The sequence below is a fragment of the Limosilactobacillus gastricus PS3 genome (assembly GCF_000247775.1).
GTDB classification, from domain to species: Bacteria; Bacillota; Bacilli; order Lactobacillales; family Lactobacillaceae; genus Limosilactobacillus; species Limosilactobacillus gastricus_A.
Window position 1 is genome coordinate 15,295 of record NZ_AICN01000055.1, and the last position, 13,528, is coordinate 28,822.

13 protein-coding genes are annotated in these 13,528 nt (G+C 42.5%); 3 read left to right on the plus strand and 10 right to left on the minus strand.

From position 1 onward, the window contains the following. Positions 1-27 precede the first annotated feature (27 nt). From purB to PS3_RS06440, 6 genes are all read right to left on the minus strand, one after another. On the minus strand, positions 28-1,323 hold the full coding sequence (gene purB, locus PS3_RS06415; RefSeq protein WP_007122412.1) for an adenylosuccinate lyase: 1,296 nt from the start codon (positions 1,321-1,323) through the stop codon (positions 28-30). A 12-nt stretch (positions 1,324-1,335) separates the two neighbouring features. After that, the gene (purK, locus tag PS3_RS06420) at positions 1,336-2,499 is read right to left on the minus strand and encodes a 5-(carboxyamino)imidazole ribonucleotide synthase (RefSeq protein WP_050950878.1); all 1,164 of its coding nucleotides are present in this window, start codon (positions 2,497-2,499) and stop codon (positions 1,336-1,338) included. After that, complete coding sequence (gene purE / locus PS3_RS06425) at positions 2,462-2,947, minus strand: 5-(carboxyamino)imidazole ribonucleotide mutase (RefSeq protein WP_007122414.1); 486 nt, start codon at positions 2,945-2,947, stop codon at positions 2,462-2,464. The genes purK and purE overlap by 38 nt, the downstream gene beginning before the upstream one ends. A 136-nt stretch (positions 2,948-3,083) precedes the next feature. Next, the gene (locus PS3_RS06430; protein ID WP_040468446.1) at positions 3,084-3,848 is read right to left on the minus strand and encodes a carboxymuconolactone decarboxylase family protein; all 765 of its coding nucleotides are present in this window, start codon (positions 3,846-3,848) and stop codon (positions 3,084-3,086) included. Positions 3,849-3,937: 89 nt separating this feature from the next. Further along, on the minus strand, positions 3,938-5,599 hold the full coding sequence (locus PS3_RS06435; protein ID WP_007122416.1) for a formate--tetrahydrofolate ligase: 1,662 nt from the start codon (positions 5,597-5,599) through the stop codon (positions 3,938-3,940). A 63-nt stretch (positions 5,600-5,662) separates the two neighbouring features. Then, positions 5,663-6,709, minus strand: coding sequence for an AI-2E family transporter (locus PS3_RS06440; protein ID WP_007122417.1), 1,047 nt, complete (start codon positions 6,707-6,709; stop codon positions 5,663-5,665). A 129-nt stretch (positions 6,710-6,838) separates the two neighbouring features. On the opposite strand from PS3_RS06440, the gene PS3_RS06445 reads away from it, so the two are divergent. The 3 genes from PS3_RS06445 to PS3_RS06455 all read left to right on the plus strand — a co-directional run bounded on the left by PS3_RS06445 (position 6,839) and on the right by PS3_RS06455 (position 9,402). Further along, positions 6,839-8,023: an SAM-dependent methyltransferase gene (locus PS3_RS06445; RefSeq protein ID WP_007122418.1), complete on the plus strand. Its 1,185-nt coding sequence runs from the start codon at positions 6,839-6,841 to the stop codon at positions 8,021-8,023. Positions 8,024-8,207: 184 nt separating this feature from the next. Next, positions 8,208-8,531 carry a hypothetical protein gene (locus PS3_RS06450; RefSeq protein ID WP_040468448.1) on the plus strand — a complete coding sequence of 108 codons (324 nt, stop codon included), beginning with the start codon at positions 8,208-8,210 and terminating at the stop codon, positions 8,529-8,531. Between the two features lie 49 nt (positions 8,532-8,580). After that, positions 8,581-9,402: a hypothetical protein gene (locus PS3_RS06455; protein ID WP_040468450.1), complete on the plus strand. Its 822-nt coding sequence runs from the start codon at positions 8,581-8,583 to the stop codon at positions 9,400-9,402. Between the two features lie 27 nt (positions 9,403-9,429). On the opposite strand, the gene PS3_RS06460 is transcribed toward PS3_RS06455, so the two are convergent. The 4 genes from PS3_RS06460 to PS3_RS06475 all read right to left on the minus strand — a co-directional run bounded on the left by PS3_RS06460 (position 9,430) and on the right by PS3_RS06475 (position 13,282). After that, the gene (locus PS3_RS06460; protein WP_235719996.1) at positions 9,430-10,710 is read right to left on the minus strand and encodes a serine hydrolase; all 1,281 of its coding nucleotides are present in this window, start codon (positions 10,708-10,710) and stop codon (positions 9,430-9,432) included. Then, the gene (locus tag PS3_RS06465; protein ID WP_007122420.1) at positions 10,643-11,788 is read right to left on the minus strand and encodes a sensor histidine kinase; all 1,146 of its coding nucleotides are present in this window, start codon (positions 11,786-11,788) and stop codon (positions 10,643-10,645) included. The genes PS3_RS06460 and PS3_RS06465 overlap by 68 nt, the downstream gene beginning before the upstream one ends. A gap of 96 nt (positions 11,789-11,884) precedes the next feature. Then, on the minus strand, positions 11,885-12,574 hold the full coding sequence (gene croR, locus PS3_RS06470; RefSeq protein ID WP_007122421.1) for a response regulator transcription factor CroR: 690 nt from the start codon (positions 12,572-12,574) through the stop codon (positions 11,885-11,887). Between the two features lie 102 nt (positions 12,575-12,676). Then, complete coding sequence (locus tag PS3_RS06475; RefSeq protein WP_007122422.1) at positions 12,677-13,282, minus strand: response regulator transcription factor; 606 nt, start codon at positions 13,280-13,282, stop codon at positions 12,677-12,679. Positions 13,283-13,528 lie beyond the last annotated feature (246 nt).

Sequence of the window (13,528 nt, forward strand, 5' to 3'; positions counted from 1 at the left end):
CTTTATTAAGATCTATCTTTAACTACTTTAATCTAGACCAACGCGATGGAAAATTTCGTCAACGTTACGTAAGTGCCAATGGTAATCAAAGGCTTCATCTAATTTTTCCTTTGATAATTGCTTTTGAATAGTTGGATCGGCTTCTAGCAAAGGCCGGAATGGGATTTGTTCAGCCCAACATTTAGCAGTGTAAGGTTGAATTAAATCATAAGCTGCTTCTCGACTCAAGCCGCTTTCCACTAACTTCAATAGGACCCGGCCACTGTAAATCAAGCCTAAGGTCTTATCCATGTTCCGCTTCATCGTTTCAGGGAAGACATCTAGATTCTTCAAAATATTGCCCATCCGGTGAAGCATGTAATCAAGACCAATCGTGGTATCTGGCAAGATCACCCGTTCGGCACTGGAGTGTGAAATATCACGTTCGTGCCAAAGGGCATCATTTTCATAAGCCGTCACCACGTGCCCACGCAATAAACGAGCCATCCCGGTCATATTTTCTGAACCGATCGGATTCCGCTTGTGTGGCATCGCGGAAGATCCTTTTTGGCCCTTAGCAAAGTGTTCTTCAACTTCATGAATTTCGGTTCGTTGTAAAGCTCGAATTTCGGTAGCAATATTTTCAATGCTGGTAGCACAAAGGGCCATAGCAGCAATGTATTCGGCATGAAGGTCCCGTGGTAAGACTTGCGTCGAAATCTCTTGCGAATGCAGACCTAATTTTTTACAGACAGCATCTTGGATGAAAGGATCAACTTCAGCAAAAGTCCCAACGGCCCCGCTAATCTTACCCGCTTCAACCCCTTTAGCAGCATGTTCAAAACGTTCTTGATCCCGCTTCAATTCCGCATACCAACGAGCAAACTTCAAACCAAAAGTCGTTGGTTCCGCATGAATCCCATGCGTCCGGCCCATGCAAACCGTGTCCTTAAATTCACGGGCTCGCTTAGCTAGAATATCGATAAAGTCTTGTAAATCTTGACGTAAGATATCATTAGCTTGTTTTAATTGGTAACCTTGCGCCGTATCAACCACATCGGTACTTGTCAAACCGTAGTGTACCCACTTCTTTTCATCACCCAAGGATTCCGAAACCGTCCGGGTGAAAGCAATCACGTCGTGGTGGGTAACGGCTTCGATTTCGTTGATTCGGTCAACACTAAATTTAGCATTTTGCTTAATCTTTTCAACATCTTCTGCCGGAATATGCCCCGCTTCGGCCCAGGCTTCATCGACCGCGATTTCCACCGCTAGCCAACAATTGTATTTGTTTTCATCCGTCCAAATAGCACCCATTTCTGGGCGAGTATAACGATCAATCATAAATTAGTTCTCCTATTGTTCTTCTGCTTGCCAAACTTTGGTATCCGCAATTTCAGCAAGGGTGGTTTCTAAATCATCTGTCAAAATTGTGACGTGTCCCATTTTACGATTCTCACGTGATTCTGCTTTTCCATAATCATGAAAATGCCAATTTGGCTTTTGGGAAATCAGTGCTTGAACTGGTTTGACGTGTTGTCCTAACACATTGACCATAATGGCTGGTTTTAATAAGGTAACTTCTGGTAATGGCCAGTTCAAAATGGCCCGGTTATGCATGGCGAATTGTGAAAAATCACAGGCCTCAATGGAATAATGACCAGAATTATGGGGACGAGGTGCCAGCTCATTAATATAAATGTCGCCATCCCGTTTAACGAACATTTCCACCCCTAAGATACCTTTCAAATCCAACTGTTCTGCAATTTGAACGGCCATTTGACGCGCTCGATCCTGTAATTGAGGGCTAATCCGTGCTGGGACAATCGTCTTATGAAGAATCTCATTGTGATGAATATTTTCGGCGACTGGGAAAGTTACAACCTCACCATCCGTATTACGGGCTACCATCACGGAGCATTCCAAGTCAAAATCAACCCAGCCTTCTAAGATACAACTCCCGGCTGCTAAAACGGCCTGAGCAGCTGGCAAATCCGCTGCACTTTTAAGTACGGCTTGCCCATGACCATCATAGCCACCTTGGGCGGTCTTTAAAACGGCAGGATACCCAATTGAAGCCAAGGCCTTTTCTAAATCAGCTTCACTCTCCACTTCCATGAAGGGAGCGGTTTGAACTTTGGCAACCCGCAAAAAGCGTTTTTCACGTAAGCGATCCTTCGTAATCCGCAACAATTCCGTTCCTTGAGGGATTGCTACTTGATCAGCGACTTTTTCTAAGGCGGCTAAATCGACATTTTCGAATTCATAAGTTAAGACATTGGATCGATGTGCTAATTCTTCAATGGCGGTAAAATCATCATAGTCCGCGACAATTTGATGATCAGCCACTTGACCAGCTGGACATGCCGGCGTGGGATCTAGAATCACGACTTGCATCCCATTCTCTTTGGCATCCAAGGCCATCATTTGCCCTAACTGACCACCGCCAATGATGCCAATCGTACTACCCGGTAATAACATCTTAGCCAAGATCTGCCTCGCTTTCGACCGCTTGGTCATGCATCTTTTGCCGATATTCCACAATTTGGTTTTGAATGGCTGGGTCACTAGTTCCTAAAATCTGCAAAGCTAGCAAAGCGGCATTTTTGGCTCCTGCCGCCCCAATGGCCGTTGTGGCAACCGGAATTCCGGCTGGCATTTGAACAATTGATAATAAAGAATCCATGCCACCCAGGGCACTAGTCTTGGCCGGAATCCCAATGACTGGTAACGGGGTATTGGCCGCCACCATTCCTGGCAAGTGCGCTGCACCCCCAGCACAAGCAATGATCACCTTAGTCCCATTAGCAACCGCACTTTTAGCAAAGGCGAACATTTCGTCTGGCATTCGATGAGCTGATACCACATGCTTATCATAGTCAACGCCAAATTCATCCAGAATATCACAAGCTAATTTAACGGTGGGCCAGTCGGATGTACTACCCATCACAACACTAATTTGACTCATTTTATTGCCTCCTCAAAATCTGTTTTCAGAATACCAAACAATCCCCCTAAATTCAAGAACGATTGATTCTTATTTACTTTTAATGTTCGGAAAACAAAAGAAGCTAACCAGTGAGCTAGCTTCTTACCTTGTAATCTTATTTTTCTAATTGTTGATACTGTTCATCAGACACAGCTTCTAACCATTCATTGGATGGATTTTCTCCTGGAATTCCAAAGGCTAAGTGGGAGAACCAAGAATCAGCTGCGGCCCCATGCCAATGCTTGACGCCGGCAGGGATTTCAATCACCGTTCCCGGAGTCATTTCTACCGGGTCCCTCCCCCATTCTTGGTACCAGCCGCGCCCACCAACGCAGATTAGGGCTTGACCGCCCCCCTTATCCGCATGGTGAATATGCCAATTGTTTCGGCAACCGGGTTCAAAAGTAACATTATGGATTGGGAAAGGATCTTCACATACGGAAGCTAAGTAACTTTGGCCAACAAAGTATTTGGCATAAGCATCATTAGGATTCCCGATTGGGAAGAACAGTGATTTTTGATAAGCATCCCGGGCTTGATCACTCGTACTAGCTTCATTCTCATCCCAGACATCCTTCGCCAAATTAAAGACTGCCCACGCCACGGGCCAGCCAGCATAAAAGGCCGCATGCGTAATAATTGCCGCAATTTCACGCTTGGTTACCCCATTTTTCTTAGCCGTTTGAAAATGAAATTTGAGGGAATCATCAACTAATCCCCGTCCCATAAAGACTGAGATAACGATAATACTCCGGGTTTTAAGATCAATATCTTGGTTATTCCAATTTTCACCAAACAAAACATCATCATTGAAGTGTGCGAATTCCGGTGCAAAATCACCTAAACGGTCTCGTCCAGCGGTTTGTACAATTTTAGCCATTTTCAGATCCTCCATTTGTTTGTTTTCCTTAATATACACCCATTTTTATTTCAATGTAACTAAAAAAGGATCACCACGGATCCTTTCATTTAGAATAAACCAGTAATCATTCCCTCTTCATCAATGGTCATCTTAACCGCTGCGGGAGTCTTTGAAAGACCTGGCATGGTTAACATATTCCCTGACAAAGCAACCACAAAACCGGCCCCTAATTTGGGCACAAATTCCCGAATGTGGAAGACAAAATCAGTTGGCGCACCTAATTGAGTTTGATCATCCGTAAAGGAATATTGGGTCTTAGCAATACATACAGGCATGTCATTCCAGCCACGGTCAGCGAATTGTTTTAATTGGTTCTTCGCTTTCTTGCTAAACTCAACCCGGGCAGCCCCATAGACTTTCGTCGCAATGGTAGTCACTTTTTCTTCAATCGTTTGATCCAGCGAGTAGAGATGGTGGAAGTCAGCTGGTTGATCTGCCAAGCGGACTACTTCTTCAGCTAAGTCTAAGGTACCTTCACCGCCCTTCGCCCAGGCATCGGCTGTCACGACATTAACCCCTAGCGATTGGCAATTTTCGGTGATCATTGCTAATTCCGCGTCCGTATCAGATACAAAATGGTTAATAGCAACAACCATTGGTACGCCGAAGCGTTGAACATTTTGAATATGACGGTTCAAGTTCTTCAGACCATTTTGTAAAGCCGCTAAATCTTCATTTTGCAGATCAGCTAATTGCGCCCCACCGTTGTACTTCAAAGCCCGCACAGTTGCCACGACTACCACGGCATCCGGATGCTTATCTAAAGCCCGCGTCTTAATGTCCATGAACTTTTCAGCCCCTAAGTCAGCCCCAAAGCCGGCTTCCGTTACAGTATAGTCAGCCAGTTGTAGGGCCGTCTTCGTAGCGAGCACACTGTTACATCCATGGGCGATATTAGCGAATGGTCCCCCATGCACAATGGCCGGAGTGTGAGCTAAGGTCTGAACTAAGTTTGGCTTAATGGCATCTTTCAAAAGAATCGTAATGGCATCCGCAAAACCTAATTGTTCCACCGTTACCGGTTCTTTTTGGTAGGTGTAACCAACCACAATTTGGTTGACCCGCCGCTTAAGATCCATTAGATCAGTTGACAAACACAAAATCGCCATCAATTCTGAAGCTGGCGTAATATCAAAACCGGTTTCACGTGGAACGCCTTGCATAAGGCCACCTAAACCAGTTACCACATTCCGAAGGGCCCGATCATTAACGTCCTCAACCCGTTTCCAGATGATCCGCCGTGGATCAAGGCCAAGGGCATTATCCCGCATAATATAATTATCAATCAAGGCTGCTAAGGTATTATTGGCACTCGTGAGGGCATGAAAATCCCCCGTGAAGTGTAAGTTAATATCCTCCATTGGGACTACTTGGCTGTAACCACCCCCAGTAGCACCCCCCTTAACACCAAACACCGGTCCCATCGATGGTTCCCGCATGGCAATAATCGTTTGGTGATTTAACTTCGCTAGAGCATCTCCCAAACCAACTAGAATGGTTGATTTACCTTCGCCCGCTGGAGTTGGATTAATAGAAGTAACTAAGACCAACTTATGTTTTTTGTCCGGCGTTTCCTTAACTGGCAAATTAATCTTGGCCTTATACTTTCCGTATTGTTCAATATCATCGGCACTTAAACCAATTGAGGCAGCAATTTCGCTAATTGGTTGCATTTTAGCTTGACTAGCAATTTCTAAATCCGTTGGCATGATTATCTCCTTTTTACGAACATTATTAGCTGCGTTTTGTTTACAAGTTAATAATATACGAACTTATAGCTTTTGTAAATTGATTTTGTTGGTTTTTGATTTAGTAAAGGACTTCACCCCTAAAATATCGAGGAAGAAGGTAAAAATTGGCACCCCGACAATTAGGCCCCAAACGCCAAAGAAATGTTCACCAACCAAAAGCACGACAAAGGTATAAAAAATTGGTAGTTGGGTCCGTGAAGCCATGAATTTTGGGTTTAAGACATAAGCTTCAATGACGTGAATTACTGCAATCATAATTAGAATGTAAATAATGTACTTGATCCCACCAGTGCTATAACCAACCATACACAATGGAATGAGGGAAATAATGACCCCAGCTACCGGCACTAACGAAAAGGCAAAGACCATCACTGATAAGGCAACAATCTGTGGCATTTGCATCACGATTAAGCAAACCGTCGTAATAACAGTATTGGTGATAGCGATAAAGAATTGCGCTTCGAGGACGACCCCAAAAGTATTTACAAACTTTTGACCAAAGTAATATAGATCTCGGAAGAACCAACCGGCCACATTACTATCCAAAAAGGAGCGTGAAAAGCCATTCATTTGTTTCAATTCAATAGAATAGAAGAAACTTAAAATCACAGCCATGACAAAGGAGAAACTAAAGGTCCCTACACTAGTTAAAGTACTAATCCCAATCGTGACCCAGTGCCGAACCTGGGTAGTAATGGTCGACATGCTGACATAGTGAGTAATATATTTGGTAAACCAAGTCATATCATTACTTTGCGAAAAATTAATCACGTAATCAACCATCCGGACGATTTGATTAATGAGGATCGGCATATACTTGGTCACTCCAACATAGGCCAAGAAAATAATAATCGCATAAGTAACGACCGCGGTAATGGCCGTTGGTAATTTGGGTAACCACCGTTGAACTAACCGTAACCAATGAACGATTAAATAAGTAAAAATAAAGGTCAATAAAATTTCCGTCATAACGGCCCGAACATACCATAATACAAAGATAATGGCGACCAATACTACGGTCCGTCGTAAAATTGTGTTATTGATAAATCGTTGCCAAGAACTTTCCATCTGTTTCCTCCAATGTTTGATTACTGTTATCTTAACAAAATCGGTTTATCCCTGCACCATATTAATTACATCACTATTTGAGAAGGTGTATACTAAGATAAATATTTAATTTATATTTGAGGGACATTTATGTTAGAGAAAACTTTTTATAAGCAATTACTTAGTCGATCTTTTAACGGTTTAACCGTCAAAGTCATTTATTGGGATGGCCGGTCAGCAATTTACGGTGACGGCGAACCGGAAGTGACGATTAAGTTCAATGAAAAGATTAGTATCCGCGAAATCACCAAAAACGCTTCGATAACCCTAGGTGAAGCCATTATGGATAAGAAAATCGAAGTCGATGGTAGTCTGCAAAAGCTTATCTTTGCGGCATACAACAGTGCTGATAGCTTTATGCGTAGCTCTAAATATCGGCGTTTCTTACCAAAGCAACGTGGTCATAGTGAACAACAAAGTAAAAATGATGTACAAAGTCACTATGATGTCGGGAATGACTTCTACCAAATTTGGTTAGATCCAACCATGACCTATTCCTGTGCCTACTTCACTGACAACAATGTTGATAACGATTTAGAGCAAGCCCAAATTGATAAAGTTCATCATATTTTAAAGAAGCTTGATCCTCAACCCGGCAAAACCTTACTCGATATTGGATGTGGCTGGGGAACCTTAATGCTGACTGCGGCACGTGAATACGGTCTTAAGGTTACCGGGGTAACTTTAAGTGAAGAGCAATTTAAACATGTGCAACGGACGATCGATGAAGAACACTTAGCTGACGTTGCCGAAGTCCACTTAATTGATTACCGTGAACTCGGTGACCAACAATGGGATTACATCACTTCCGTGGGGATGTTTGAACATGTCGGAAAGGAAAACTTAGGCCTTTACTTCCAAGATGTAGCTCGTTATCTCAAAGATGATGGGGTGGCCTTAATCCACGGGATCACTCGGCAACAGGGAGGGGCCTACAACGGCTGGATCGATAAATACATCTTCCCTGGTGGTTACATCGCTGGTTTAACTGAATTGATCGATCATATCGAAGATGCCCACTTACAAATCGCCGACATGGAAATGCTGCGACGCCATTATCAACGAACCCTAGAAATCTGGGATCGCAACTTTAATGAGCATCGCGGTGAAATCACCGATATGATGGGCGAACGCTTTGTGCTCATGTGGGATCTATATCTCCAAGCCTGCGCCGCTTCCTTTGAATCTGGTAATATTGACGTCATTCAATACCTAATCACCAAGGGAGCGTCTGGAAAGAGTCTCCCAATGACCCGCGATTATATGCATAACTAATTTTTTGACCTCAATTACAACTAGTGTGAGTAAAGAAGGTGGACAGAAATGTTACTTGGTTTCTTATCCCCCTCTTTTTTTGTGTCCATCCAACACTTTTCACCATTGTTGTGGTGTTTTCAGCAAGTTTGCTTAGCTATGATAGGTTTATCGAAACAGCAGCACAGCATTACAGGAGGTTCTTATGCTTATCGATAAAACTATTTCATACTTATTTACTGGCACGCGTTACTTAGTTTGGGGGATGGCTCTCATTGGTATTATCGGCTCGGTAATTTTATTTTGGGTTAATCTGCCCTTAGGACTGTTATCAGCCACTACCTTTGTTGCTAGTTTGGCCCTTGCGATCAGCTTATCCCTACTCTTAGCCCCGCGATTACTCACGCCATGGCTATCAATTACTAATCGCCTAACTATTGGTCTCCCCGCCCTCTTAATTGCTCTAGCAGTGATGGGAATGATCTATTATGCTCATGGTGGTTTTCCGACTTTAAACCTATTGTTCTAGGGATAATAAACAAGTTATAATGGTTGATAAATTACCAAGAAGGTCCAGCTTGAATAATCGAACACGTCTGTTAATCGGGCTCAATCTGATCCTATTGGTCCTCCAATACCCGATCTTTATCAATCGCTTTCTTACTACTCCCTATCTTGTAGTCATTTGTATCTTATCTGGCGTCCTTTTTGGAATTGACCTCCTGGCTGGTGGTCTCTTTCTTCGTCAGCTTTATTTACACAACTACTATTTACAACAATTAAAAAAGTATCACCATTTTACCCGTTTAATCACCCTATCTTTTAGCATCGTCATCAATTTAGCATACGTTGCCTTTACTTTTGGACTGGGAATCTTTAATTTAAGCGTCTGGTTTACTACTTTAGCTGTTTATTATTTAGTTTTAGTAATCTCGCGGTTTTATATTGCGGTTCACTTAGCCCAAGATCCTGACCATGGTCATCACAATCTAAGAGGCTATCAAATTATTAGTTACTTAATTCTTTTGATTATTCCAGCCTTTATTGGCTTAATTGTTTTGACCTTGAGTCATAAGACACCGCCGAGAGTCAGCGAGGTTCAAACCATCACTCTAGCCACCTATACCTTTTATAATATCGGTAGTTCGATTATGCGTTATCGCCGTTCACGGCGGGAGCGCAACGCCATCTTAATGGCGGATGCTAATTTGGCTTTGATCATTTCTTTATTATCAATTTTCACTTTACAGACCATCATGCTGAAAACCTACACGGCCACCCACGATTTTTATCAGGCCATTACGATTATTGTCGGAATCGCCATGTTAGCGATTGTTATCATCGTTTGGGCCAGCATGCAGTGGTACATATATAAACAAAAGCGACTGGGAAGCAATTAATTCCCAGTCGCTTTTCATTTTATTTTGCTAATTTTGTCCCGTAATTGTCCGGAAGAAGTCCATGAAAGCATTGAGTTTTGGTAATGACTTTTCTGGATAGAGGGCCACTTTTAGTTTCCCACCATTTAATCCTTGGGCTTGCTGATAAACCGCGTTTGCAACTTGATCACTGGTTTTAACGGGCGCTTTTAATTTATGACTCTTGGTCTGATAAACTTTCAATAGTTGAATCTTTGGTTGCTTTAACTTGGTGCCTTTTTTTACCCAAATAGCACTTGCGGACTGGTAGACCAGTTTCACTTTCTTTGACTTCGCATGGGCAACTTTGACCGAATACTTGGCTGTTAGCCAATGTGGACTATAGGATCCGAGAACCGTTTCATACAACTTTTGCGTCTGAGTGAAGCGATTACTACTATCCGATCCACCCGCATGCATGATTACCGTAATTAACCGATGACCACGATACTTACCGGTACTTACAAAGCAGTTTCCCGCTTGATCAGAGGTGCCTGTTTTTAAGCCATCGATTTTAACTTGCTGATTATGATAGGTAAAACCCGTTAAGAGCGAATTCGTATTCTCCACGGTCTGTCCCGCTACTGTCGCACTAGATTGTTGCGTAATCTTTAATAAATCAGGATACTTCTTAATCACATATTGGGCAATTAACGCCACATCTTTAGCTGACATTTGATTTTCAGCATCTGCCGCAACACCTTTGGTCTTAAAAGTACCCATTTGTTCATTTGTCAGGCCTACCGCATTATAGATCTTGGCATCTTTCACCCCAATTTTTCGGGCCGCTTTAGTCATTTTTTGAGCAAATTCAGCCGTGTTATCACCAGTAGCTCGCGATAAGGTGATCGTGGCCGCATCCGCTGATTTCAAAAGCGCCGCAGTCACTAATTCTTTAACCGTATAGGATTTGCCCGCTTCTAAAGTGATATTGGAATACTCCGTGTTTTCGGACAATTCTGCTTCGGCTTGCGTTATTTTAAGCTGACTATTCCAGGATAATTTTCCAGCCTTAATTTCTTGCTCAATCACGATCATCGTTAACAACTTGCTCATTGATGCGATTGGTAGGCTTTGACTTGCATTTTGTTGATACAAAACCTGACCTGTAGAAGCATCAACCGCTAGGGCCGCATTAGCATCAATGGCCGCCGCTTTCGCCGTGGTGGCTCCCAGAGGACTCACGACCATGCCCACCACAGCTAAACAGGTAATAAACCATTTAATGACCTTTCTGATCTTTTGGCTGTTGTAATGGAATGGTAACTGTAAACGTTGTTGCTGATTCATCTGACTTAACCCCCACATGTCCGTGATGTGTTTCAATAATACTTTGTACAATCGCTAACCCCAGTCCAGTCCCGCCAGTTTGCTTGGATCGCGATGACTCAACCCGGTAAAAGCGTTCAAATAAATGTTGCACGGATTCTTCTGGGATTGGCACGCCATCATTAGCGACAGTAATATCAACTTGGTCGTCCTTAACTTGCGTCGCGATCCGAATATAACTCGAGCCATCGCCATATTTCAGGGCATTAGAAACTAAATTACTGAAAACCCGCCCAATTTTATCCGGGACCACTTCGACCATCAGAGGACTTTGAACAAAATCCGTTTGCATCTGGATCCCGTGCTTTTCAGCTTCCAACTCAAAACTAGCACTGACTTGTTCCAATAATTGGGTTAGATCAACTTCCACAAACTTTGGTTTTTCTGCATTAAACTGTACCTTCGTGTATTCAAAGAGGTCATCGACCATTGATTTCATTTGTTGTGCTTTGTTATAGGCAATATTGGCAAATTGCACAATTTCCTCTTCACTCCGGTATTGATGATTCTCAATTAAACCTAAATAACCAATGATACTCGTTAAGGGCGTCCGTAAATCATGACTAACATTGGTAATTAATTCGTCCTTTGACTTTTCAATCTCGCGCTCTTCTTTTATGGAGCGGGCCGTACTATCAACCAAGGCATTGACACTGGTAATCACATGTTGCTGAGCCCCTTTCACACTGAAGGGAATCCGATGCTCTAGGTGCCCTTGCGCAATATAATGTAATTCACTGATAATGTGATCCATTTGGTATTGGTGATATCGCCTTACCATCCGCCACCAGAGAATCACGAAATCCGCTACTAACATTAAAATTACTAAAATTTGTTGGGCCCCCACAATCCGCATCCGAATTGGTCCCACTGCAACCGATTGTTGCATCACAAAGAAGCCCAGGTTGACTCCAGGTTGATTAACCATCAAAATTTGTAAAATTGTTAGGACTGCTAAATTCAACAGACCCAATAAGATGATGGTTAGAATTCCTTCTAAAATGAGCGAACTTTTTTCCCGTCGTGTTAGTTTTAACATGTTATTACCCTTTATCTAAATTTCGTTATTTAACTAAAATTAGCTTCCAGAAGAAGATCAACCTCCGGAAGCCAATTTACGAGCTATTCGACTATCTTAGTGTGCTGACACCTTATAGCCAACACCCCAAACTGTTTCGATCACTTTTTCGCCACCGGTTGCTTCTTCAATTTTATCACGCAAGTGGCTAACATGAACCATTACCGTTTTCGCCGAAACCACGCTTTCTTGTTTCCAAACGCGTTCAAAAATATCATCCGCACTGAAAACCCGGTTCGGGTGACTGGCCAGTAAATATAAAATCCCGAATTCTAAAGCAGTTAATTGAATATGGTCGCCCTTTAAAGTTTTTACTTCATGCGAATCCTGATTGATTTCAAGTGGCCCCGCATGTAACACATCCGGTTGGTCATTAGTCACTTCATGTTCACTCCGCCGTAACAGGGAGTTCACCCGAGCCATCACTTCTAATGGGTTAAAGGGTTTCGTGACATAATCATCAGCTCCTGATACCAAACCGTGAATCTTATCCATATCAGCCGTTTTAGCGGACAAGACTAAAATCGGCATGGACGAATCCTTCCGGACCTGCTTAATAACTTCCATTCCATCCATTTCTGGCATCATTAAATCAAGGATAATTAAGCCAATTTCATGATCGGTATTTAACTTGGAAAGGGCTTCTTTCCCATCAAAAGCCGTTACTGGTTCGTATCCTTCATTGCGGATATAAATTTCTAACAACTGAACGATTTCACGATCGTCATCGACTACTAAAATTTTCATGGTCTAACCCCTTTCAATCGCACTAATATTCTTCATTATAACGTTTCTGTTCTTATTTAGCTCGAGATTAAACGAGGTTTTAGAAAAACTTGAAAATTTAGTTTATAGCCAGCCCTTTTGATGCGCCAAGTTAACGGCATCCAGGCGCGATGAAGTCCCAGTTTTGCTTAAAATGGCGGAAATATAATTCCGGATGGTGCCCTCTGAAAGATACAGTTGGGCAGCTAATTCCTTAGTCGTTGCCGTTTTTTCTAAAGCCTGCAAGACCTCCAGTTCACGTTTTGATAAGGGGTTGTCCACCTCATGTAGGACGCCGGCCACTAATTGGGGATCAAAGACCGTATTTCCCTGCATGATGGAACGAATGGCACTAATTAACGAATCACTGGGACTATCTTTTAATAAGTAGCCATCTACTTGGGCTTTGATTGCCGTTTGAAAATAATTAGAGCGGGCAAAAGTCGTTAGAATCACAATTTTAATTGGTAAATCCTGCTGGCAAATTGCTTGGGCCACCGCCAAGCCAGATCGTTTAGGCATTTCAATATCTAAAATCGCCACATCCGGTTGAAGATTTTTTATCTCTGCGCAGGCTTGTTCACCATCAGTAGCCGTCCCGACCACTGTAAAATCAGGCTCCAATTCGAGAATCATCTTTAAGGCTGAATTCAGCATGGTTTGATCTTCAGCTAAATATATCTTAATCATCTTTGACCGATAATTCCCACGATTTCACCCTGGTCAATTTGAAAGGAAACATCTTTTAGTACCATTCGTCCATTAAAGGACTTCTGGACATGATCTACTGTTAAGATTGTCATAATAATCACCTTTTCTTTCTGGGATTATTATAGAAATTTCGATCATCAATTTTCAGTCACGCTTGTCACAAGTTAAGATGACATTTGTCATCTTTTTAGGAGCATTCAAAAAGAGATTGACAAAGTTCTTGCC

Excerpts from the sequence above, each read along its gene's own strand:
- purB (WP_007122412.1), bottom strand. The coding sequence starts at position 1,323 with ATGATTGATCGTTATACTCGCCCAGAAATGGGTGCTATTTGGACGGAT.
- purK (WP_050950878.1), bottom strand. The coding sequence starts at position 2,499 with ATGACCAAGCGGTCGAAAGCGAGGCAGATCTTGGCTAAGATGTTATTA.
- purE (WP_007122414.1), bottom strand. The coding sequence starts at position 2,947 with ATGAGTCAAATTAGTGTTGTGATGGGTAGTACATCCGACTGGCCCACC.
- PS3_RS06430 (WP_040468446.1), bottom strand. The coding sequence starts at position 3,848 with ATGGCTAAAATTGTACAAACCGCTGGACGAGACCGTTTAGGTGATTTT.
- PS3_RS06435 (WP_007122416.1), bottom strand. The coding sequence starts at position 5,599 with ATGCCAACGGATTTAGAAATTGCTAGTCAAGCTAAAATGCAACCAATT.
- PS3_RS06440 (WP_007122417.1), bottom strand. The coding sequence starts at position 6,709 with ATGGAAAGTTCTTGGCAACGATTTATCAATAACACAATTTTACGACGG.
- PS3_RS06445 (WP_007122418.1), top strand. The coding sequence starts at position 6,839 with ATGTTAGAGAAAACTTTTTATAAGCAATTACTTAGTCGATCTTTTAAC.
- PS3_RS06450 (WP_040468448.1), top strand. The coding sequence starts at position 8,208 with ATGCTTATCGATAAAACTATTTCATACTTATTTACTGGCACGCGTTAC.
- PS3_RS06460 (WP_235719996.1), bottom strand. The coding sequence starts at position 10,710 with ATGAATCAGCAACAACGTTTACAGTTACCATTCCATTACAACAGCCAA.
- PS3_RS06465 (WP_007122420.1), bottom strand. The coding sequence starts at position 11,788 with ATGTTAAAACTAACACGACGGGAAAAAAGTTCGCTCATTTTAGAAGGA.
- croR (WP_007122421.1), bottom strand. The coding sequence starts at position 12,574 with ATGAAAATTTTAGTAGTCGATGACGATCGTGAAATCGTTCAGTTGTTA.
- PS3_RS06475 (WP_007122422.1), bottom strand. The coding sequence starts at position 13,282 with ATGATTAAGATATATTTAGCTGAAGATCAAACCATGCTGAATTCAGCC.